Here is a 22479-nt window from a genome sequence, read left to right on the forward strand (position 1 = left end):
GATGGGTACCGGTCGCGCCTGTCGCGTCGCACCGGCCTTGATGGCAATCTTGGCGGTTCGCGCGACGGCGATAAAGCGGCTCGACACGAATTGACTGGCGGGGTTTGCCGAACAATCGGCGGGCGTGCGATCAGCCGGCACTCAGCCATGCGCTGACGACGTCGGCGCCGAGCCCTTCAAGCGCGCCGTCGTGGACGATCCGACCGCGCCCCATCACCGCGACGCGCCGCGCGAGCCGCGGCGCAAGCTGCAGCCGCTGCTCGATCAGCAGGATCGCGACGCCGTCGGCCTGCAGCGCGGCCAGGCAGGCGCCGACTTCGTCGACCGCGAGCGGCGCGAGCCCTTCGGCCGGCTCGTCGACGATCAGCACGCGCGGGCGGCCGGCCAGCGCGCGCACCAGCGCGAGCACCTGCTGCTCGCCGCCCGACAGCCGGCCGGCCTTCACGTCGGCCCGCGCGGCCAGCAGCGGAAAGCGCGCGAGCAGCCGGTCGAGCGCCGTGCGCTCGGCCGCGCCGCGCGCGCCGCGCAGCCCGAGCCGCAGGTTGTCGCGCACGCTCAGCAGCGGAAACACGTCGCGGCTTTCGGCGACGTAAGCCACGCCGCGCCGCGCGATCTCGAACGTGCGTGCGCCCGCGCATTCGGCGCCGGCGATGCGCACCGAGCCCGCGGTGCGCACGAGCCCCATCACGGCCTTCGCGAGCGTCGAGCGGCCCGAGCCGTTGCGGCCGAGCAGCGCGAGCGTCTCGCCCGCCGCGAGCGCGAGATCGACACCGTCGAGCACGGGCTGCATCCCGTACCACGCGCGCAGGCCGCGAATGTCGAGCAGCGCGCTCATGCCCCCTCGCCGAGATAGGCCGCGCGCACGGCCGGGTCCGCGCGGATCGCGTCGGGCGCCCCGGTCGCGACCACGGCGCCGCGCACGAGCACCGTGATGCGCTCGGCGAAGCCGAACACCGCATCCATGTCGTGCTCGATCATCAGCACCGTGCGGCCCTGCGTCGTCGCGCGGATCAGCGCGATCATCCGCGCCGCCTGGTCGCGGCTCATGCCGGCCGTCGGTTCGTCGAGCAGCAGCGTGCGCGCGCCGCTCGCGAGCGCGATGCCGAGATCGAGCGCGCGCTGCTCCGCATAGCCGAGCTCGCCGGCCGGCGTGTCGCGCCGCGCATCGAGGCCGATGTCGTGCAGCACGCGCGCGGCCGCGCGATCGACCGGCGCCGATTCGCGCAGCCGGTTCCACCAGCGCCGCCGCTCGGCCGGCGCGTGCAGCGCCGCGCAGCGAAGGTTGTCGAACACGGAGAGCCGCGCGAACGCGCTCGTCTGCTGGAAACTGCGGCCGATGCCGAGCCGGCTCGCGACGACCGGCCCGCGCCCGCGCAGCTCGACGCCGTGCAGCACGACGCGCCCGCGCGTCGGCCGCGTCGCGCCGGCAATCACGCCGAACAGCGTCGACTTGCCCGCGCCGTTCGGCCCGATCAGCGCGTGACGCTCGCCGGCCGGGACGCTCAGCTCGATACCGTCGAGCACGTTTTGCGCGCCGAAGCGCTGCACGATCCCGTGGAGCGCGATCGCGTTGCCGTTCATCGCCCGTCCTCCCGCTTGCCGTGCCGGTGGTTCATCAGCCGCGCGCGCCAGCCCCACAGCAGCGTGCCGATGCCGGCCGCCGAGCAGGCGACGGCCCAGCCGGCCGGCGCATCGGCGTCGATGCCCCACGCGCCGAACGCGAGGCCGGCGCCGTCGTCCTGCGCGAAGCGCCACGCATAGCCGAGCTCGGCCGCGCAGACGATCGCGACGCCCCAGAACACGCATGCGCCGACGCCGCACAGCATGCGCCAGCGCTCGGCAGCCGGCGCGTCGCGGCGCAACGCATGCGCAAGCGTCTGCGCGATGCCGGCGATCCCGCGCGGCGCGGCGACGACGACCGCGACGAACAGCACGCCGAGATACAGCGCCCACGCACGCGACACGCCCGCGACGACCACGCTCAGCGCGGTCAGCACCACCGCACCGGCCGCCGGCCCGAAGAACGTGCCGGTGCCGCCGATCACCGCGGCGATCAGCACGGTCGCCGAACGCGCCATCGACACGCTGTCGGGCGTCGCGATCTCGACGTCGATCAGCGTCAGCGTGCCCGCGATGCCCGCGAAGAACGACGCGCAGGTGACCATCGCGAGCCGCACGCGGCGCGGCTCGGTGCCGAGCGCGGCGACGCGCGCGGGGTTGTCGCGCACCGCGTTCGCGAGCCGCGCGAGCGGCGTGCGCGTCAGCGCGTGCATCGCCAGCGCCGACACGATGCACCATGCGGCGATCACCGCGTAAGCCTGCGCCGGCGCGCCGAACTGCCAGCCGCCCCATGGCGTGCCGCGCGCGCGGTCGATCGGCACGCCGCCGAGACCGCCGAACCACGCGGGCACGCTCCACGCGGCCGCCGCGACGCATTCGCCGAGACCGAGCGTGATCATCGCGAACACGGTGCCCGCGCGGCGTGTCGCGAGCAGCCCGGCCATGAACCCGAGGCCCGCGCCGGCCACGCCGCCGGCGAGCGGCAACAGCGGCAGCGGGCCGCCGACATGATTGAACCAGTGCGCCGCGGCGAACGCGCCGAGGCCCGCGAAGGCCGCATGGCCGAACGACAGCAGCCCCGTCGTGCCGAGCTGCAGGTTGTACGACAGCGCGAGCACGACGAGCGCGGCCGTCTGCGCGAGATAGCCGAGCACCGCGCCCTGCGGCCACAGCCACGCAGGCAGCGCGACGCACGCGGCGAACAGCACCCAGCGCAACGCGCCGGCCGGCGCGCGGCTACGCATCGGCACGCTCGCCGAACAGCCCGCGCGGGCGGGCGACCAGCACCGCGACGAGCAGCAGGTACGGGACCAGCGGTGCGAGCTGCGCGATCGACACGGCAGCGACGCTGTCGGGCAGCGCGACGCCGGCCCGGTGCGCGAGATCGCGCAGCGACGTATCGCTGGACGCCGCGAAGGTCTGCGCGAAGCCGACCGCGAGCGACGCGACGAACGCGCCGCCGAGCGAACCGAGCCCGCCGATCACGACGACCGCGAACACCACGGACCCGACGGTCTCGGCCAGCGCCGGCTCGATCACCGCGAGCGGCGCGCCGATCACGCCGGCCAGCGCCGCGAGTGCGGTGCCCGCGCCGAACAGGCCCGTCATCACGCGCGGCACGTCGTAGCCGAGCGCCTCGACGGCCGCGCGGTGCGTGAGCGCGGCGCGCACGACGAGCCCGATGCGCGACGCGCGCAGCAGCGTGCCGAGCGCGACCAGCATCGCGGCGGACATCGCCATCATGAAGAGCCGGTAGCGCGGCAGCGCGAGGCCGAACACGGCCACGGGCGCCCCATCGAACAGCGGCGGCACCGGGGCCGGCAGCGGTGCGAGGCCCCACAGCAGTTTCGCGCCTTCGCCGATCAGATAGGCGAGGCCGAAGGTCAGCAGCAGTTCGCTCGTGTGACCGCCGCGCGCCTGCACGCGGCGCAGCAGCCAGCGCTCGCAGCCGGCGCCGAGCAGCCCGAGCGCGAGCGGCGCGAGCACGAGCGCGGGCCAGAAGCCCGCGCGCGCCGCGATGCTGTAGCCGACGTACGCGCCGAGCATGTAGAAGCTCGCATGCGCGAAGTTGAGCACGCCCTGCACGCTGAAGATCAGCGTCAGGCCGGCCGACAGCATGAACAGCAGCAACCCGTAGCTGAGGCCGTTGAACGCCTGGAGCGCGAACGCGTGCACCGCCGCGCGCCCGTCAGCCGGCGAGCGGTTCGAGCGCCGCGCGCAGCACGTCCGGCAGCGCGACCGGGCGGCGCGTGCCGCGATCGACGTACACGTGCACGAAATGCCCCTGCGCGGCGGGCGCGGACGCCCCTGCCGCGAACAGCCCGATCTCGTAGCGCACGCTCGACGTGCCGAGCTTCGCGACGCGCAGCCCCGCGTCGACCGACTGCGGAAACACGAGCGGCGCGAAGTAGTTGCACTGCGTCTCGACCACGAGCCCGATCGTCTGCCCGTGCTCGACGTCGAGCACGCCCGCGCGGATCAGGTACGCGTTCACGACGGTGTCGAAGTAGCTGTAATAGACGACGTTGTTCACGTGCCCGTAGACGTCGTTGTCCATCCAGCGGGTCGTGATCGGCAGGAAGTGGCGATAGGCGTCGCGCGGACGCGGCTGCGGCTTGTCGGACATGGCGATGGCGGTCAGGACGAAGGAAGCGACGAGGAACACACGCGACGGCCGCATGATACGGCGCGCCGGCAACGGGCGGAGCGCCGCGCCGCGATCGCGCGCGGCGCAGCGGCTGAAACCCTGCGGGCAGGCCGGCCCGTCACTGCCCCGGCCGGTCGACGAACTCGAAATCGAGGCCGCGCGCACGCATCCAGTCGGCGAGCGCGACGCCCGTGCCGGCGCGCCACGGGCGCAGCCGCGGCGGCTCGACGAGCCGGTATTCGAGCAGCTCCGGCGACAGCGCGACGGTGCCCGACGCGCGCACGTGGTACGCGATGATCAGCTCGTTCTTGCGGATGAATTCGTAGACGCCGACGAGCGTCACCTGCTCGGCCTTCAGCGCGGTTTCCTCGAACACCTCGCGCGCGATGCCGTCCTCGGGCGTCTCGCCGTTCTCGAGGAAGCCGGTGATCAACGCGAACATCCCTTCCGGCCAGGCCGCGTTGCGCGCGAGCAGGATCTTGCCGTCCAGCTCGACGATCGCGGCCACCACCGGCAGCGGGTTGTTCCAGTGCACGTAGCCGCACGCATCGTCCGGGCAGGCCTGGCGCACGCGGCCGCCCTCGTGTTCGGGATCGGCCCGATCGGTCAGCGGGCGCGCGCAGCGCGGGCAGAAACGGTAGTCGGCGGTGGTCATCGATGGGAATCTGGCAGACGCCCGGCGGCGGCCCCCAGGCTGCTGCGCGCGCCCGCTCGGCGCGGGAAAGGCTTCATTCTAGCGAGTTTGCCCGCGCCGCAGACGATCCGGCCCCGATGCCCTCAGGGTTGTGCGCGCCCGCGTGCGGCGGTCGCCGCAAAACCGGCGGCACCGGCGAGCAAGGCGCCCGCCGCGACCCACAGGGCCGGCGAGAACGACCCGAAACGCGCGGTCAGCGGCGCCGCGACGAGCGGGCCGAGAATCTGCCCGACCCCGTATGACGCCGTCGCATAGCCCATCAGCCCGGCCGCGCGTTCGCCGTGCAGGCGCCGCGCCTCGCGCATCGCGAACAGCGTGATCGCGGTGAACGGCAGGCCGAGCAGCGCGCTGCCGACCGAGAAGCCGGCCGCGTCCGGCCACACGATGCCCGCCGCGATCCCGAGCGCCTGCGTCGCGCAGCCGGCGGCGAGCAGCAGCCGGTTGTCCCAGTGGCCGGGCAGCCGCGCGGCGGCGACAGCGCCGACGATCAGCGCCGCGCCGAACATCGGCCAGAACAGGTCCGGCCACGGCGAGCCGGCCGGCAGCGCGGCGCGCGCGATCACCGGCAGGAACGTCGCGGTGATGATGTAGCCGAAGCCCGGCATCCCGTACAGCACGACGAGCCACGCGGCATCGGCCCGATGGCGCCGCGCATCGTGCGATGCCGCCGCGGCTGTCGCCGCATGCCGGGCGGGCGCGGCCGGCGACGCAACTGCGGGCGCCGGCGCCATACCGAACGTGCGCCAGATCGCGACCGACAACACCGCCGACAACACCGCGAAGCCGATCCACCCCGGCGCCGCGCGATGGCCGGCCAGCGCGCTGCCGATCAGCCCCGTCAGCACGATGCCGACGCCCGGCCCCGCGTAGATCACCCCGCTCCACTCGGGCGCGTGCAGCTCGGCGAGCCGCCGCAGCCCCCATTGCGACACGAACACGAAGGTCCATGCACTGACGACACCCGCGACGAAGCGCACCACGAGCCACACGGGCAGCAGGTGGCCGACGCCCATCGCGGCGGTCAGCAACACGGTGGCGACAAGCCCGAATCGCACCATCCGCGCGGGCGCGATGCGCACCGCCGCGCAGCTGACCGCGCCGACGAAATAGCCTGCGTAGTTCGCCGACGCAAGCCAGCTGCCGGCCTTCAGGCCGATCGAGCCGTCGGCGAGCATCAGCGGCAGCAGCGGCGTGAACGCGAAGCGGCCGACGCCGAGCGCGACCGCGAGCCCGATCATGCAGGCGAGCGCGGCCGCGCGGGCGCGGCGGTCGGCGTCATCGGACAGGTGCGCGGCGGCGGCACCCGGAGCATCGAAACGAGACATGGCGGCATGGGCCGCGCGCGCTGCGCGCCGGCCGGAACGGAAATCGGAATGCCTGTATCGTAGCTTGACCAAACATTCTCGAAAAATGAATAATCGAGAATCCACATATCTCCCGGAGAGAATCATGGACCTGGCGGCGCTGGCGATTTTCCGGGCCGTCGTGCGCGAGAACGGCGTGACGCGCGCGGCGGCGAAGCTCCATCGCGTGCAGTCGAACGTGACGACGCGCATCAAGCAGCTCGAGGAGGAACTCGGCGCGGCGCTGTTCGTGCGCGATGGCCGCCGGCTCGTGCTGACGCCGGCCGGGCAGACGCTGCTGCCGTACGCGGAGCGGCTGCTCGCGCTCGCCGACGAGGCACGCGACGCGGTGCGCGAGGACACGCCGCGCGGGCGCCTGCGGCTCGGCACGATGGAAAGCACGGCCGCGAGCCGGCTGCCGACCGTGCTCGCGCGCTATCACCATGCGTGGCCCGACGTGTCGCTGGAGCTCGTGACGGGCACGACCGGCTGGCTGATCGACAAGGTGCGCGACTTCGAGATCGACGCGGCGCTGTTCGCGCGTCCGCCCGCGCCGGACACGCTGCCCGACACGTTCGAGACGGTGCCGATCTACCGCGAGGACCTGGTGCTGCTGACGCCGCGCGGCCATCCGCCGGTGCGCACGCCGCGCGACGTGATCCTGCCGACGCTGATCGCGTTCGAGCGCGGCTGCACGTACCGGAAGTACGTCGAGCAATGGTATGCGGCGCACGGAATGAAACCCGCACGCGTGCTCGAACTCGGTTCGTATCACGCGATCGTCGCATGCGTCGCGGCCGGCGCGGGCGTCGCGGTCGCGCCGCGCTCGGTGCTCGACCTGCAGCCCGAGACCGGCAACGTCACGGCCCACACGATCGCCGAACTCGAAGGGATCGACACGGTGCTCGCGTGGCGGCAGGGTTACGCGTCGGCGGCGCTCGCCGCGCTGCGCGAGGCGTTGGGCGACGCCGGGCGGCCGCCGGGCGATGCGGCCAGGTCGCCGGTGGCGATGCCGGCCTGAACCGGCGGCGCAGGCGGCCGGTGCGCGTGCATTCGGCGCACCGGCAAAAAACAAAACGACCCGACCGGCACACTTGCCGATCGGGTCGTTTTTTCATGAGATGCGACGAAGTCAGCAAGACCGCATCGCATCAGCCGTGACGATCAAAGACGCGCTTCAACCCAGCCCTTGACACCCGCGAGCGCGCCCGGCAGGTTCGCCGGTTCCGTGCCGCCTGCCTGCGCCATGTCCGGACGGCCGCCGCCCTTGCCGCCGACCTGCTGCGCGACGAAGTTCACGAGCTCGCCGGCCTTGACCTTCTTGCTCGCATCCGGCGTGACGCCCGCGATCAGGCTGACCTTGCCGCCTTCGACGGCCGCCAGCACGATCGCCGCGCTCTTCAGCTTGTCCTTCAGCTTGTCGACCGTCTCGCGCAGCGTCTTCGCGTCCGCGCCGTCGAGCGTCGCGGCCAGCACGTATACGCCGCCGATTTCGATGGCCTGCTGCGCAAGCTCGTCGCCCTGGCTCGATGCGAGCTTCGACTTCAGCGCGCCCAGTTCCTTCTCGAGCGACTTCACCTGGTCCTGCACCTGCGCGATACGCTGCGTGAGCTCCGACGGCTGCGCCTTCAGCGCGGCCGCGGCTTCGTTCACGCGGGCGTCGAGTTCCTGCACGTAGCGCACCGCGTTGTCGCCGGTGATCGCCTCGACACGGCGGATGCCGGCCGCGACGCCGCCTTCGACGACGATCTTGAAGAAGCCGATGTCGCCGCTGCGGCTCACGTGCGTGCCACCGCACAGTTCGCGCGAGAAACCGAGGTCGAGCACGCGCACTTCGTCGCCGTACTTCTCGCCGAACAGCGCCATCGCACCACCCTTCACCGCTTCGTCATACGGCATCACGCGCACGATGCCCGGCGCGTTCGCGAGGATTTCGTCGTTGACGATCTGCTCGACGCGACGGATTTCGTCGTCGGTCATCGGCGCGTTGTGCGCGAAGTCGAAACGGGTCTTTTCCGCGTCGACCAGCGAACCCTTCTGCTGCACGTGCGCGCCGAGCACCTCACGCAGCGCCTTGTGCATCAGGTGGGTCGCCGAGTGGTTGCGCTGCGTGCGCGCGCGGCGGTGCGCGTCGATTTCCGCGCGCAGCACGTCGCCGATCTTCAGCGTGCCCTGTTCGAGCGTGCCGTGATGGCCGATCACGTCGGCCTGCACCTTCAGCGTGTCGGCCACCGCGAAGCGCGTCGAGGCGTTCGCGAGCACGCCCTGGTCGCCGACCTGGCCGCCCGATTCCGCGTAGAACGGCGTGTGGTCGAGCACGACGACCGCATCCTGGCCGCCCTTCACTTCATTGACCGACGAGCCGTCGACGTACAGCGCGACGACCTTCGCGTCGTCGAACGCGATTTCCTCGTAACCGTGGAACGCGGTCTTCGCGCCCGTGTATTCGAGGCCCTGCGCGGCCTTGAACTTGCCGGCCGCGCGCGCCTGCTCGCGCTGGCGCGCCATCGCGTCGTCGAACGCCGGCTCGTCGACCGTCATCCCGCGCTCGCGGCACACGTCGGCCGTGAGGTCCAGCGGGAAGCCGTAGGTGTCGTGCAGCTTGAACGCGAGTTCGCCGTCGAGCACCTTGCCGCCCTTCGCGTCGACGTCGGCCAGCGCGGCCTCGAGGATCGACATGCCGTGCTCGATCGTCTCGAAGAAGCGCTCTTCTTCCTGGCGCAGCACGTCGGTCACGCGCTGCTCGGCTTCCTTCAGCTCCGGATAGGCGGCACCCATCTCGGCGACGAGGTCGGCCACCAGCTTGTGGAAGAACGAACCCTTGCGGCCGAGCTTGTAGCCGTGGCGGATCGCGCGGCGCACGATGCGGCGCAGCACGTAGCCGCGGCCTTCGTTGCCCGGAATCACGCCGTCGACGATCAGGAACGAGCACGCGCGGATGTGATCGGCGATCACCTTCAGCGAGTTGTTGGTGAGGTCGCTGATCTCGGTCACGCGCGCGGCGGCCTTGATCAGGTTCTGGAACAGGTCGATCTCGTAGTTGCTGTGCACGTGCTGCAGCACCGCGGCGAGGCGCTCGAGGCCCATGCCCGTGTCGACCGACTGCTTCGGCAGGCGCGTCATGTTGCCCTGCGCGTCGCGGTTGAACTGCATGAACACGAGGTTCCAGATCTCAATGTAGCGGTCGCCGTCTTCTTCGGGCGATCCCGGCGGGCCGCCCCACACGTCCGGGCCGTGGTCGTAGAAGATCTCGGTGCACGGGCCGCACGGGCCGGTGTCGCCCATCGTCCAGAAGTTGTCCGACGCGTAGCGCGCGCCCTTGTTGTCGCCGATCCGGATGATCCGCTCGGCCGGCACGCCGACTTCCTTCGCCCAGATGTCGTACGCTTCGTCGTCTTCCTGGTAGACGGTGACCCACAGCTTGTCCTTCGGCAACTGGTAGACCGTGGTCAGCAGCTCCCACGCGAAGCGGATCGCGTCGTGCTTGAAGTAGTCGCCGAACGAGAAGTTGCCGAGCATCTCGAAGAACGTGTGGTGGCGCGCCGTGTAGCCGACGTTCTCGAGGTCGTTGTGCTTGCCGCCCGCGCGCACGCTGCGCTGCGCCGTGGTGGCGCGCGAGTACGGACGCGGGTCCGTGCCGAGGAACACGTCCTTGAACTGGACCATGCCCGAGTTCGTGAACATCAGCGTGGGGTCGTTACCGGGCACGAGGCTCGACGAGCGGACAATCGTGTGGCCCTTCGATTCGAAGAATTTGAGGAATTTCTCGCGGATTTCGGCAGCTTTCATGGCGTGCGGGGAATGTCTGGCTGAGACGGCTTCAAACGCCGGCCGTCCTCGCGGACGCACGGCGGGCAAATATCGTAAACGGTCGATTATACGATAGAGACCGGCTACAGACCGGCGGCCCGGACCGCAGCGGCCCGCCGCGCCGGACGATCCTGGGCCACCCGCGCGGCCGATTCGCCTTAAGATGCTCGGCATGCCAATCCGCCTTGCCCCGGCCGGGCGGGCCACGAAAGGAGACGATTCGACGATGGGTGCCCTGAGCCATATCCGCGTGCTGGACCTCACCCGCGTGCTCGCGGGCCCGTGGTGCGCGCAGACGCTTGCCGACTTCGGTGCGGACGTGATCAAGATCGAGCGCCCCGGCGCCGGCGACGACACGCGCCACTGGGGGCCGCCATACCTGAAGGACGCGGCCGGCGCCGATACGGCCGAGGCCGCGTACTACCTCGCGGCGAACCGCAACAAGCGCTCGGTGACGGTCGACATCGCGACGCCGGAAGGCCAGCAGATCGTGCGCGAGCTCGCCGCGCAGAGCGACGTCGTGCTCGAGAACTACAAGGTCGGGCAGCTGAAGAAATACGGGCTCGACTATGAATCGCTGCACGCGGTGAAGCCCGATCTCGTCTACTGCTCGGTCACGGGTTTCGGCCAGACGGGCCCGTACGCGCATCGCGCGGGCTACGACTTCATCATCCAGGGCATCGGCGGCTTCATGAGCATCACCGGCGAGCGCGACAGCGAGCCGGGCGGCGGCCCGCAGAAGGCCGGCGTCGCGATCGCCGATCTCGCGACGGGCCTCTATGCGACGATCGCCGTGCTCGCCGCGCTCGCGCACCGCGACCGCACCGGCGTTGGCCAGTACATCGACATGGCGCTGCTCGACGTGCAGGTCGCGCTGCTCGCGAACATGAACACCAACTTCCTCGCGAGCGGCAAGCCGCCGGTGCGCTGGGGCAACGCGCACCCGAACATCGTGCCGTACCAGACGTTCCAGACGAGCGACGGCTGGATCATCGTCGCGGTCGGCAACGACGGGCAGTTCCGCAAGTTCGTCGAGACCGGCGGCCGGCCCGAGCTGGCCGACGACGAACGGTTCGCGACCAACCCGTCGCGCGTGCGCCATCGCGACACGCTGGTGCCGATCCTCGCGGAGATGGTGAGGACGCGCGGCAAGGCCGACTGGATCGGCGCGCTGGAAGCGGCCGGCGTGCCGTGCGGGCCGATCAACGCGCTCGACGAGGTGTTCGACGACGAACAGGTGGTCGCGCGCGGGATGCAGGTGTCGCTGCCGCACCCGTGCGGCGCGGACGTGAAGCTCGTGCGCAATCCGATCCGGATGAGCGCGACGCCGCCCGACGCGCGCACCGCCCCGCCGCTGCTCGGCGCGCAGACCGAAGACGTGCTGCGCGACATGCTCGGCTACGACGACGCGCGCATCGCGGCGCTGAAGGCGAAGCAGGCGATCTGAGCGGGCCCGGACGGGCACGCCGCGGTGCCTTCGGGCACGCGCGGCGGCCGGTGCGGATGACGGCTGACGACGAGCCGGTCAATGGACCGATGGCTGGCGGCTAACGCGCGAGCGCGTCGAGCCAGCCGCGTGCGTCGGGCCAGTCGCCGAGCCCGCTGTCCGCGTTGATGTGGCCGCGCGGACCGAGGTCATGGAACGTGCTCCCCCACGCGCGTGCGCAGCCGCGCGCGAACGCGAGCGACCCGTACGGATCGTCGCTACTCGCGACCACGCAGGTCGGAAACGGCAGCCGTTCGTGCGGCACCGGCCCGAAGCCGTGCGCGTCGGCCGGAAATGCGGGCCCGGCCGGATCGGGCAGCGCGACGAGCAGCGCGCCGCGCACCTTCGCGAGCGCGGCCGGCCGCGCGTAGCGGGTCGCCCACCACGCGGCGGTCAACGTGCCGAGGCTGTGCGCGGCGATCGTCACGGGGCCCGGTGCGGCTTCGACCGCGCGATCGAGCGCGAGACACCAGCCGTTGCGGAACGCCCGATCCCAGTCGGGCATCGCGATGCGCGCGAAACGCGCGTCGGCGCGCTCCCAGCGGCTTTGCCAGTGCAACGGACCGGAGTTGCCGTAGCCCGGCAGCACGAAAACGGAAGAATCGCTCATGGAAGGTTCGTCGACGAATGAAGTCGTTATGTGAGGTCGACGAAGTGTCGCACACCCGCTCCTCCCTGAGGCGGCCTGTCGAATCGCGGAATGGATGTGCTGCGTATGGGGGCCGGCCGGGGCCGGCCGTGGCGCGTTGCGGACGCGTCACGACCGGCCGGCGCTCACGCGCGCCGGCTTCGATCAGCGCACGCCGGCGCCGACCAGGCCGCCTGCCGCCGCGCCGGCAACCGTGCCGACCGGGCCGCCGGTGATCAGGTAGCCGAGCGCGCCGCCCGCGGCCGCGCCGATGCCGGCGTTACGTTGCGTCGTCGTCATCGCGCATGCGCCGAGTTGCGACAGGACCGCGACGATGACCGCGGTACGAACGAGAAAAGTGGTCGTCTTCATCATGATTGTTGGTGTCCTCCCGCCAGGCAAAAAATACGAATGGCGGCATTGAATCGGTAAAGCCATCATAGGAAAAGCCGAACGCGCCGGGCAATCCGATTTACGTCGTGTTACAGCGGTCACACTGTCGAGATATTGCGATCCGCATCGCGAACCGGCGCGTGCGGCCCCGCAACCCGCGCGGGACGGACCCCGGTCAGGTAGAATTACAGGATTAAACCGGCGCGACGCGCCGACACAACCTGACGCCAACCGCATGAGCACCGAACGTAACGACGCCCCCGCGGCTTCCAATTTCATCCGCAACATCATCGACGACGACAACCGCACCGGCAAATGGGGCGGCCGTGTCGAGACGCGCTTCCCGCCCGAGCCGAACGGCTATCTGCACATCGGCCACGCGAAGAGCATCTGCCTGAACTTCAGCGTCGCGCGCGACTTCGGCGGCGTGTGCCACCTGCGCTTCGACGACACGAACCCGGAAAAGGAAAGCGTCGAGTACGTCGACTCGATCGTCGACGCGGTGCGCTGGCTCGGTTTCGACTGGCGCAAGGATGCCGTCGACCACCAGTATTTCGCGAGCGACTACTACGACAAGCTGTACGAATTCGCCGAGCTGCTGATCCAGCGCGGCAAGGCGTACGTCGACAGCCAGAGCGCCGAGGAAATGCGCGCGAGCCGCGGCTCGCTGACCGAAGGCGGCAAGCCGTCGCCGTATCGCGACCGTTCGCCCGAGGAAAACCTCGACCTGTTCCGCCGGATGAAGGCCGGCGAGTTCAAGGAAGGCGAGCACGTGCTGCGCGCGAAGATCGACATGGCCTCGCCGAACATGAACATGCGCGACCCGGTGATCTACCGGATCCGCTACGCGCACCACTACCGCACCGGCGACGCATGGTGCGTGTATCCGATGTACGACTACACGCACTGCATCTCGGATGCGCTCGAGGGCATCACGCACTCGCTGTGCACGCTCGAGTTCGAGGATCACCGCCCGCTGTACGACTGGGTGCTGAACGAACTTGCGGAAGCCGGCCGGTTCACGCGTCCGCTGCCGCAACAGATCGAGTTCTCGCGCCTGAACCTCACGTACGCGATCACCAGCAAGCGCAAGCTGCTGCAGCTCGTCACCGAAGGTCACGTCGAAGACTGGGACGACCCGCGCATGCCGACGATCGTCGGGATCCGCCGCCGCGGCTTCACGCCGGAGAGCATCCACCTGTTCTGCGAGCGGATCGGCGTAACCAAGGTCGATTCGTGGATCGACATGAGCGTGTTCGAAGGCGCGCTGCGCGACGACCTCGACGACAAGGCGCCGCGCTCGGTCGCCGTGCTCGATCCGCTGAAGCTCGTGATCGACAACTATCCGGCAGACCTCGAGGAAGCATGCACGGCTCCCGTGCATCCGCATCATCCGGAGCGCGGCGTGCGCACGTTCCCGATCTCGCGCGAGTTGTGGATCGAACGCGAGGACTTCGTCGAGAACCCGCCGAAGGGCTATTTCCGCCTGTTCCCGGGCAACAAGGTGCGCCTGCGCTACGGCTACGTGATCGAGTGCACGGGCTTCGACAAGGATGCCGACGGCAACGTGACGGCCGTGCACTGCAACTACTTCCCGGACAGCAAGTCGGGCACCGAAGGCGCGAACACCTACAAGGTCAAGGGCAACATCCACTGGGTCAGCGCGAAGCATGCGCAGGCGGCCGAAGTGCGGATCTACGACCGGCTGTTCAAGGCGCCGCACCCGGACGCGGGCGGCGCGAACTTCCTCGAGGCGCTGAACCCGGATTCGAAGAAGATCACGCAGGCCTACGTCGAACCGGGCGCCGGCGACGTCGCGCCGGAAACGCGCCTGCAGTTCGAGCGTCATGGCTATTTCGTCGCCGACCGCGTCGATTCGAAACCGGGCAAGCCCGTGTTCAACCGGATCGTCGGGCTGCGCGACAGCTGGGGCAAGCCGGCCTGACGATCGGCTTCACGCGACGTAAAAAACCGGCCATCGGGCCGGTTTTTTATTGGGCGGATCGCGTCACGATCGTGGTGGCGGCAGCCGCCGATGCAGGTCCGCCAGCGGCAGCGTCGTGCGAAACACCCGCGCAAGGCTGCGGCTCGCATACGCATCGATGTCGGCGGGCGCGGTCCAGCGATACGCGTCCATTTCGGGAATCGGCGAGCCGTCGCGACGGCTCGGGAACAGCGACGTGCACGTACAGTGCGCGAGATCGACTTCGTCGTCTGCGACGCGCACCGCGAACAGGTGCAGCTCCTTGTCGTGCCGGTACGCGAAGCGGCCGAGATCGAGCAGCCGCTCGAGCGCGAACACGATGCCCGTTTCCTCGCGCAGTTCGCGCAGCGCCGCCTCGGCCGGCGACTCGCCGGGCTCGCCCTGCCCCTTCGGGATGTCCCAGTGCGTGGTGTCCGTCGCGTGCGCGAGGAACACCTGCCCGGCTCCGTCGAGGATCACGACGCCGCACGAGACCGTGCGCGGCGCGGTGCCCCGCTTCATCGTCCGCGTGCTCAGCGCTTCTGCAGCTGCCACGTGCCCGCGGACGTCTTGCAGTAGACGGGCTTGAGCGTCATCGTCTGGCCCTTCGCGGAAATCTCGGCGGCGATTTCGCGGCAGGTCTTGCCGTCGGTCTCCGACGTGCTCGGCGTGAGCTTCGCATCGATCTGCGTGCCGCGGCCGCTGCTCTGCCACGTCGTGACCTCGCCGTCCTTGCCTTCGTCGCGCACTTGCGCCACGGCCTTCGACAGCGATGCGCGGTCGGTCTTGCTGAAGTAGCTGAGCGGCGTGTCGCTCAGGAAGTTCAGGTTGTTCTGCGCATGGGCGGGCAGCATCGCGGCGGCACACGCAGCGCCGGCCAGCACGCGCGTGACGAGGGAAAGGGATGCACGCATCGACATGTTGTTCTCCTTGGATGTTCGATCGAACGGCGCGGCGCGAACCGGAAACCGGCGTGCGCCACGCCCGTCAGCGAGCGAGCATAGCATGCGTGCTGCAACCGGGCCCTACTGGCGGGCCGCCTGCGTGGCCGCTGGCTGATATCCGTCAGTCAGTGTGTTCAGGAACGCGATCACGTCCTTGATCTCGGCCGCGTTCAAGGCCGGCTGGTCGCCCGGCTTGCGGTCGAACGGCGGCTCGCGGTTGATGTTCGGCCAGTAGCGCTTCGGCAGATCGTCGTACGCCTGCACCTTGCCGTGCACGACCGGATAGAACTTCTCCGGATGGATGTCGCGTTCGACGTAGAAGCGCATCACGTCCTCGAGCGAGTGGTACACGCCGTTGTGGAAGAACGTCTTGCGCAGCGCGACGTTGCGCAGCGACGGCGTGCGGAACAGGCCGCAGAATTCGTCCCGGCCCTTCAGGTCGGTGCGCTGCGGGCCGCACGCGCCGAGATCGTAAAAGCGCGGATCGCGATTGACCGCCAGCGCGCGGTTGCGCGGCACCGCGATCGCGATCAGGCCGAAATCGCTGAATTGCGGCGGGCCGCCTTCGAGCGTGCGCTGGCTCACGTGGCAGCTCGCGCAGTTGCCCTTCTTCTCGTCGTTGAACAGCTGCAGCCCGCGCAGCTCCGCAGGCGTGAGCCGTGCGTGGCCGGCCAGATACGCGTCGTACTTGCTCGTGTACGGATCGAACAGCGCCGGCTGCTGCTGGAATGCGTCGAGCGCGCGCAGCACCGCGCCGAACGTTGCCTGGTCGTCGCCGAGGACCTGGTCGCCGAACGCCTTGCGGAACGCGTCGGCATAGGGTGCGGCGCGAACCGCCTTCGCCACCCGCGCCGGCGAGCTGCTCATCTCGAATGGCGACGTGAGCGGAATGCGCGCCTGCGCGTCGCGCGTGTCGACGCGGCCGTCCCAGGTCAGCCCGCCGGTCGGACCGGCGTCGATGCTTTCGTCACCTTCGTCCGGCGAATCGTGAAAGTGCTCGCTGAACGGGGGGATGCCGCGCAGGTACTTCAGCGACGGCACCGCGCGAAAACCCGTGCGATGCATGTCGTCGCCGCCGAGCTGCACCGACAGCGCGTTCGGCGGCCCGAACGCATGCTCGGCGCTATGGCACGACGCGCATGCGAGCTTGCCGGACCCCGACAGCGACGGGTCGAAGAACAACTGCTTGCCCAGCGCCGTCATCTGCTTCACGCCCTCGAACACCTGCGCGCGCGTCTGCGGCTGGCTGGCCGGCGCGACAGCCGGAGCGGCCGGGGCAGCCGGGGCTGCCTGTGCCGCCGGCACGACGGAAGCAGCCGGCGCATTCGCGCCGGGCCGCGCATCGCAGCCGGCGAGCACCGCGAGTCCCCCGACCAGCGCCAGCGTCGCCGCGGCAGGGACCAACGATCGCGCGGACGCGAAGGATTTCAGGAGGCTGTGCATCGTCGTTCTTCTTGTAGCGGTGGGCAATCGGCCGGAGCTTATGTCAGTTCCATGACCGTTGCATGACGTTCCACCGACAGTGAATTGAAAGCGCCCCTACACCCGCCTGTCAAATCGGCTCCAGATAATGCGCGCATCCGGTCGGTGCCCGAAGTACCTGCGCCGGCCCGACGCCACCGCGGTTCCCACACGCGACAAACGACGAAAGAGAGAACATCGCATGAAGAAGCACGCCTGGATTCGCCATACACCGATCGCCCTCGCGGCCGCGCTCAGCCTGACCGCATGCGGCGGCGACGATGTTACGCAGCAAGGCCTGTCGGCCGTCAAGAACGTCGTCGTGATCTACGCGGAAAACCGCAGCTTCGACAACCTGTACGGCAACTTCCCGGGCGCGAACGGCCTGCAGAACGCGACCGCCGCGAACTCGGTGCAGAAGGATCGCGACGGCTCGACGATGGCGACGCTGCCGAAGATCTGGGGCGGCCTGACCGCGACCGGCATCACGCCGGCGGTCACCGAGGCGATGACGGCGAACCTGCCGAACGCGCCGTTCGCGATCGACGATCCGAATGGCTTCAACCAGTCGATGAGCATCGCGACGCGCGACATCGTGCACCGCTTCTACCAGGACCAGATGCAGATCAACGGCGGCAAGAACGACATGTACGCCGCATGGACCGATGCGGGCGGCCTGACGATGGGCCACTACACCGCCGACCCGTCGAAGCTGCCGCTGTGGAAGATCGCGCAGCAGTACGTGCTCGCCGACAACTTCTTCATGGGCGCGTTCGGCGGCTCGTTCCTGAACCACCAGTACCTGATCTGCGCGTGCGCGCCGTTCTATGCGAACGCCGACAAGAGCCCGGCGGCGGGCAAGATCGCAGTCCTGAACGCCGACGGCAAGTCGCTGAAGGTCGCCACGAACTCGCCGGCCTCGGCGCTGAGTGGCGCGCCGAAATTCGTCAACGACGGTGCGTTGACGCCGGACTTCTACGGCGTCAACACGATGCAGCCGGCGTATCAGCCGAGCGGCAACAAGGCGGCCACGGGCGGCGACCCGCTGCTCGCCGACCCGGCCAGTCCGTCGACGATGCCGCCGCAAACGGCGACCAACATCGGCGACCTGATGACCAACGCGGGCGTATCGTGGGCATGGTATGGCGGCGCGTGGGGCCAGGCGCTGCAGGCGAGCCAGAACGGCACGTCGAACGTGATCTACGGCGCCGACCTGTCGACGCCGAACTTCCAGCCGCACCACCAGCCGTTCAACTACTACGCGAACCAGGCGCCGGGCACCGCGAGCCGCGCGCAGCATCTGCTCGACGGCGGCGCGAACGGCGCCGAGTTCATCAAGGCGATCGATGCGGGCACGCTGCCGCAAGTCGCGTTCTACAAGCCGCAGGGCAACCTGAACGAGCACCCGGGCTACACGGACGTCACCTCCGGCGACCAGCACATCGCCGACGTGATCGCGCACCTGCAGGCGAGCCCGCAGTGGAAGAACATGATCGTGGTCGTCACGTATGACGAAAACGGCGGCTTCTGGGATCATGCCGCGCCGCCGACCGCCGACCGCTGGGGCCCCGGCACCCGCATTCCGGCGCTGATCGTGTCGCCGTACGCGAAGAAGGGCTTCGTGGACCACACGCAGTACGACACGGGTTCGATCCTGCGCTTCATCACGCGCCGCTTCTCGCTGCCGCGCCTCGCGGGCCTGCAGCAGCGCGACGACGCGCTGAAGACGAATGGCGCGCAGCCGATGGGCGACCTGACGAACGCGCTCGTGCTGTCGCCGAACCTGTAACGGCATCACCACGACCGGGCCGGCCGCGCTGCCGGCCCGGACGAACGAAGGGTGGCCCGCGGGCCACCCTTTTTCATGCTCGCACGTTGCCGTGCCGCGTCCTCACCAGCCGTACTTCAGCTCGACGCCGACATAGTCCGCGTTGTGCCCGCCCGCCTGCCGGATCGCGTCGCCGACCTGGAAGTGCACGGCCTCGACCGCGCCGATCAGGTTCGCGGCGATCGTCCAGTCCGCGCGCAGCTGCACGTACATCCCCGTCCACAGGCCGCCCTTGCCCGCGGTGCCCGGCACCACGACGTTCGCCTGCTGATAGACGGCATCGCCGGTCGTCTCGCGCCACTGGAAGCCGAGCGCGCCGAGCAGCGACAGGTTCGGCGACGGCTTCAGCGTCACGGACGGCTTCACGTGGATCAGGTTCGAGTAGCCCGTGAAGCCGGCCAGCGTGAAGTAATAACCGTTCGGAAACAGCGGGTTGAAGGTGCCGACGCGGCCGTCGTGCGGATGCCGGTCGCCCGATGCCGCATCGACCTGCAGCGCGATACGCGGCGACCAACGCGCATCGAGCCGGTAGCCGGCGATCGAGCCGACGGCCCATGCACCGATCGTGTTGTTGCCGACCGTCCCGGTCTGCAGCATCGTCTCGAGATCCCAGTCGAAACGGCCCTGCGTGCCCGAGTAGCGCAGGTCCCACACGTCGCGGTGCTCGGGGCCGCTCGCATCGAGAAAGCGCGCGTTGCCGCGGTTGTAGCGCGACCAGTAGCCGGACAGATCGCCCGGCCCGACCGACTGCCGCTCGACGCGCACGCCGCTGAACGTGAGATCGCGATTCGACACGTCATCGAAATCGGACGCGTTGCGGTTCTGCACCGGTTGCGTCGCATAGGCGATGAAGCGCCACTTCCCGTATTCGTAATCGGCCCAGACCGCATCGAACGCCTGCCGCACGTTCGGGCCGTCGCGCGCGGCGATGAAGCGCTGCAGGTCGAATGCCATCTCCTGCCGGCCGACGCGGAACTTGAACGTGCCGCCGCCGAGCGCGCCCGTATAGGTCGCGAACGCCTGCTCGAGATCGATCGGGTTCTTGTCCACCGGCGACACCGTGTTCTTGCCGAACGCGCGCGCGTCCTGCAACTGCACGAAGAACTGCCAGTGCCGGCCGAGATGCGCATCGGCATGCACTTCGACGCGCTGGATCAGGTACGTATCCGATTGCGTGGAGCCGATCCCGAACCGCGGCGCGTCGTTGGTCTCCAGCCGCTCGCGCAGGTTCACGCCGAGCGACAGATAGGATGACGGATCGTTGCCGAGCGGCATGTATTTCAGCCCGTCGAGCGGCGCACGCGGCACGCACGGATTCGCGAGCACCGACCAGTCTTCCTGCCAGCGGTTGAACAGCACCGCCGGCCGCTTGGCCGAGCATGTCGCTGCGGTAGCGTCGCCGGGTGTCGAAGTCGATGCCGCCGTTTCCGCGAACGCCGCGTCGGCGCCCGCGAAAAACAGCCCCGCGACGATCGACAGGCGCGCGGCCCGCTCGAAGCGGCGGCCGTGGCGTCTCACTTGTCTCCCCTGCCTCCGCCCGATCATGCGCGCTCCTGCATCGCGGGTCCGGCCGCTTGCGCCGCACACAGTGCAAGCGTCGCGAGCGCGCCGACCGGCACGAGCAGCGCCAGGAATCCGACGTAGCGGAACCCGAGCGCACCGCACGCCGCGCCGAGCGCGAACGCGACGATCGCGGGCAGCATCTTGCCGAAGCGTGCCCGCGCCGCCGCACGCACGCTGTCGGCCGTGCCGGCCGACAGCATGTCGACGACATCGAGGATCGCCTGCGTCACGTTGCCCGTCATCACCGTGTTCGGCACGCCACCCGCACGCGGAATCACGCGCGGATGCGCGTTCTGCACGCCCATCGCGAACGTGCCGACGATGCCGGCCACCAGCGCCGGCAGGCTGTCGGGCTGCGTGACGGGCGTCGCCCACACGCCGGCCGCGCAGAAGCCGAGCAGCAGCACGGCCTGCACCGTGTGCAGCACGCGCGTGCCCTGCCACGCGGGCCGCCCGGACATCGACCGCGCGATCAGGCTCGCCGCGATCACGCCGCACACGAACGCGGGAAACACGCTGAGCTTCAGCACGACACCCTGGCCGAAGCCCGCGATGCCCGCGCCGATCAGCACGAAGTTGCCCGTCACGTGTGCGGTGAACAACCCGAACAGCGTGACGAAGCTCAGTGTGTCGACGAAACCGGCCACCGCGGCCAAGATCGTGTCCTCGTAATTCATCGCGCCGCGCTCGCGTGGATCTCGGCGACGTAGCCGCCCGGGAACTGCACGAGCGCCGCGTCGCGCCCGTCCGCTGCGAACGGCGGCACGAGCACGGTCACGCCCGCGGCTTCGGCCTGCTTCAGCGTCGCGGCAAGATCGGGCACTTCGTAGCCCGTCATCTCGCGCCCGAACGGATACGGCAGATGGCCGTCCGTCACGAGCACGGTCATCTTGCCGAAGCCCGATTCGATGCGGATCCGGCGGTAGGTGTCGTTCGGCCGGCCGATCTCGATGCCCGGCGCCTTCAGGTTGTCGGACACCACCTTGCCCTTCGAGAACTTGACGAAATCGTGCACGAACTTGCGTACGCTTTGCGGCGACACGTAGACGCGATTCTCGGGAATGGTCTGCAGCGCGCCGTAGCTCGGCGCCTGGGTATGCCAGTAGAGCTGCATCTTCACGCCGCCCGTCCACGCAATGACCGCATCGCGGCCGATCGGATCGGGGAACGTGTCGACGATCACGTCGGCGCCGTGCTCGCGCGCCGTCTTGACCGCGAGGTCCATGTCCGTAACCAGATAGCCGGTACGCTCCGCGCAGAACGGATACGGGATCGGCGTCTTGAAGCCGAACACCGAAATCGTGCCGACCGGCGTGAGCACGAGCTGCGACATCGTCTGGCTCGGTGTCGGCGTGACCTGGAACACGCCCTGCTTCGACTTGCTGCCACCGAACGTCGCGACGAAACTGTCGGTGAAGCGGTCGAAGTCGTCGGGCGCTACGCACACGTGCGTGGTGTCGTACTGCGGACCGACGGCCAGCGTCGGCGTGACCGCGGGCGGCACCGGGGGTTTCGCGAATGCGGCAGGCACGGCGACGAGGCCGCCGGCAATCGTCAGCGCCAGCAACGCGGAACGAAGGGCTTTCATAACGGATATCCTTGTTGTTACATCAGATGGTGCACCGGTTCGGGCAATCCCGGTCACCCGCGGCCGTCGCCGGCCGGTTGCCGCGCATCGTCGAGCACGGTCGCGAGCACGAGCGCCGAGATCAAGCCCAGGTGTTCGAAAAAACTGTTGAGCGCCATGAAATGTTCGGTACCCGAACGGTTCCAGAAATCGTTCGCCACGACCATCGCGACGAGCGTCAGCATGCCGAGGCTGCCGGCGCCGAGCCACGTAAAGCGGCGAAACACCACGCACAGCGAGCCGGCGATCTCGACCACAACCGCCAGTGCAGCCCAGAGCGCGGGCGGGTGCAGGCCGAAATGCGCCTGCTCCGCGACCGCGCCGTCGAAGTCGAGCGCCTTCGCAATGCCGCCGAGCAGATAGGCGGACACCAGCGCGAGACGCGCGAGCGGCAGGACCCACGGCTGCGACAGCAGCGCGCGGACCCAGGCCGGGTTGCCGCAAGCGGTGCGCGCCGTCATGTCAGACCGCCCAGCACGAACAGCCGAACGCACCCCAGAAGCCCTTCGCGTCCGACGTCGGCAACGTGCGG

21 protein-coding genes are annotated in these 22479 nt (G+C 69.7%); 4 read left to right on the forward strand and 17 right to left on the reverse strand.

Annotation, left to right across the window (positions count from 1 at the left end; genetic code table 11):
- Positions 1–130 precede the first annotated feature (130 nt).
- The 7 genes from DIE21_RS29905 to DIE21_RS29935 all read right to left on the reverse strand — a co-directional run bounded on the left by DIE21_RS29905 (position 131) and on the right by DIE21_RS29935 (position 6226).
- Positions 131–835 (reverse strand): ABC transporter ATP-binding protein, encoded by a 705-nt coding sequence (locus DIE21_RS29905; protein ID WP_124501053.1) that lies wholly within the window; start codon positions 833–835, stop codon positions 131–133.
- Entirely contained in the window at positions 832–1581 is a 750-nt protein-coding gene (locus DIE21_RS29910; RefSeq protein ID WP_124501054.1) for an ABC transporter ATP-binding protein, read from the reverse strand. Before DIE21_RS29910 ends, DIE21_RS29905 begins: the two co-directional genes overlap by 4 nt.
- The gene (locus tag DIE21_RS29915; protein ID WP_124501055.1) at positions 1578–2804 is read right to left on the reverse strand and encodes a branched-chain amino acid ABC transporter permease; all 1227 of its coding nucleotides are present in this window, start codon (positions 2802–2804) and stop codon (positions 1578–1580) included. Before DIE21_RS29915 ends, DIE21_RS29910 begins: the two co-directional genes overlap by 4 nt.
- Positions 2797–3735 (reverse strand): branched-chain amino acid ABC transporter permease, encoded by a 939-nt coding sequence (locus tag DIE21_RS29920; protein WP_124501056.1) that lies wholly within the window; start codon positions 3733–3735, stop codon positions 2797–2799. The genes DIE21_RS29915 and DIE21_RS29920 overlap by 8 nt, the downstream gene beginning before the upstream one ends.
- A 13-nt stretch (positions 3736–3748) precedes the next feature.
- Positions 3749–4186 carry a thioesterase family protein gene (locus DIE21_RS29925; protein WP_124501076.1) on the reverse strand — a complete coding sequence of 146 codons (438 nt, stop codon included), beginning with the start codon at positions 4184–4186 and terminating at the stop codon, positions 3749–3751.
- A gap of 139 nt (positions 4187–4325) precedes the next feature.
- Complete coding sequence (locus tag DIE21_RS29930) at positions 4326–4862, reverse strand: NUDIX domain-containing protein (RefSeq protein WP_124501057.1); 537 nt, start codon at positions 4860–4862, stop codon at positions 4326–4328.
- A gap of 122 nt (positions 4863–4984) precedes the next feature.
- Positions 4985–6226: a YbfB/YjiJ family MFS transporter gene (locus tag DIE21_RS29935; protein WP_124501058.1), complete on the reverse strand. Its 1242-nt coding sequence runs from the start codon at positions 6224–6226 to the stop codon at positions 4985–4987.
- 124 nt (positions 6227–6350) lie between these two features.
- On the opposite strand from DIE21_RS29935, the gene DIE21_RS29940 reads away from it, so the two are divergent.
- Positions 6351–7265, forward strand: coding sequence for a LysR family transcriptional regulator (locus tag DIE21_RS29940; RefSeq protein WP_124501059.1), 915 nt, complete (start codon positions 6351–6353; stop codon positions 7263–7265).
- Between the two features lie 143 nt (positions 7266–7408).
- On the opposite strand, the gene alaS is transcribed toward DIE21_RS29940, so the two are convergent.
- On the reverse strand, positions 7409–10033 hold the full coding sequence (gene alaS, locus DIE21_RS29945; RefSeq protein ID WP_124501060.1) for an alanine--tRNA ligase: 2625 nt from the start codon (positions 10031–10033) through the stop codon (positions 7409–7411).
- 247 nt (positions 10034–10280) lie between these two features.
- Here alaS and DIE21_RS29955 point away from each other — a divergent pair, with 247 nt between their 5' ends.
- Positions 10281–11501 (forward strand): CaiB/BaiF CoA-transferase family protein, encoded by a 1221-nt coding sequence (locus DIE21_RS29955; RefSeq protein WP_124501061.1) that lies wholly within the window; start codon positions 10281–10283, stop codon positions 11499–11501.
- A gap of 100 nt (positions 11502–11601) precedes the next feature.
- Here DIE21_RS29955 and DIE21_RS29960 read toward each other — a convergent pair whose 3' ends face one another.
- Together DIE21_RS29960 and DIE21_RS29965 are read right to left on the reverse strand one after the other, a co-directional pair.
- On the reverse strand, positions 11602–12150 hold the full coding sequence (locus DIE21_RS29960) for an alpha/beta hydrolase (protein ID WP_124501062.1): 549 nt from the start codon (positions 12148–12150) through the stop codon (positions 11602–11604).
- Positions 12151–12333: 183 nt separating this feature from the next.
- Positions 12334–12543: an ornithine acetyltransferase gene (locus DIE21_RS29965; RefSeq protein WP_124501063.1), complete on the reverse strand. Its 210-nt coding sequence runs from the start codon at positions 12541–12543 to the stop codon at positions 12334–12336.
- A gap of 253 nt (positions 12544–12796) precedes the next feature.
- Between DIE21_RS29965 and DIE21_RS29970 the strand changes: the two genes are divergently transcribed.
- Entirely contained in the window at positions 12797–14506 is a 1710-nt protein-coding gene (locus tag DIE21_RS29970) for a glutamine--tRNA ligase/YqeY domain fusion protein (RefSeq protein WP_124501064.1), read from the forward strand.
- A 63-nt stretch (positions 14507–14569) separates the two neighbouring features.
- Here the strand turns inward: DIE21_RS29970 and DIE21_RS29975 are convergent, their stop codons facing one another.
- From DIE21_RS29975 to DIE21_RS29985, 3 genes are all read right to left on the reverse strand, one after another.
- A complete protein-coding gene (locus tag DIE21_RS29975; protein WP_124501065.1) occupies positions 14570–15046 on the reverse strand; it encodes an NUDIX hydrolase in 477 nt (158 codons plus the stop codon).
- A gap of 11 nt (positions 15047–15057) precedes the next feature.
- A complete protein-coding gene (locus DIE21_RS29980; protein ID WP_124501066.1) occupies positions 15058–15444 on the reverse strand; it encodes a hypothetical protein in 387 nt (128 codons plus the stop codon).
- 105 nt (positions 15445–15549) lie between these two features.
- Positions 15550–16911: a cytochrome-c peroxidase gene (locus DIE21_RS29985; protein WP_124501067.1), complete on the reverse strand. Its 1362-nt coding sequence runs from the start codon at positions 16909–16911 to the stop codon at positions 15550–15552.
- A gap of 220 nt (positions 16912–17131) precedes the next feature.
- Here DIE21_RS29985 and DIE21_RS29990 point away from each other — a divergent pair, with 220 nt between their 5' ends.
- A complete protein-coding gene (locus tag DIE21_RS29990; protein ID WP_185642870.1) occupies positions 17132–18718 on the forward strand; it encodes an acid phosphatase in 1587 nt (528 codons plus the stop codon).
- Positions 18719–18820: 102 nt separating this feature from the next.
- On the opposite strand, the gene DIE21_RS29995 is transcribed toward DIE21_RS29990, so the two are convergent.
- Genes DIE21_RS29995 through DIE21_RS30010 form a run of 4 tightly spaced genes read right to left on the reverse strand, consistent with a single transcriptional unit; the run spans position 18821 to position 22408 of the window.
- Entirely contained in the window at positions 18821–20302 is a 1482-nt protein-coding gene (locus tag DIE21_RS29995) for an alginate export family protein (RefSeq protein ID WP_124501069.1), read from the reverse strand.
- Positions 20299–20997 (reverse strand): YoaK family protein, encoded by a 699-nt coding sequence (locus DIE21_RS30000; RefSeq protein WP_124501070.1) that lies wholly within the window; start codon positions 20995–20997, stop codon positions 20299–20301. Before DIE21_RS30000 ends, DIE21_RS29995 begins: the two co-directional genes overlap by 4 nt.
- Positions 20994–21908, reverse strand: a complete 915-nt coding sequence (locus DIE21_RS30005) for a VOC family protein (protein WP_124501071.1) — start codon at positions 21906–21908, stop codon at positions 20994–20996. The genes DIE21_RS30000 and DIE21_RS30005 overlap by 4 nt, the downstream gene beginning before the upstream one ends.
- Before the next feature lie 53 nt (positions 21909–21961).
- Positions 21962–22408 (reverse strand): DoxX family protein, encoded by a 447-nt coding sequence (locus DIE21_RS30010; protein WP_124501072.1) that lies wholly within the window; start codon positions 22406–22408, stop codon positions 21962–21964.
- Positions 22409–22479 lie beyond the last annotated feature (71 nt).

It is taken from the genome of Burkholderia sp. Bp9140, assembly GCF_003853425.1.
Lineage (GTDB): Bacteria > Pseudomonadota > Gammaproteobacteria > Burkholderiales > Burkholderiaceae > Burkholderia.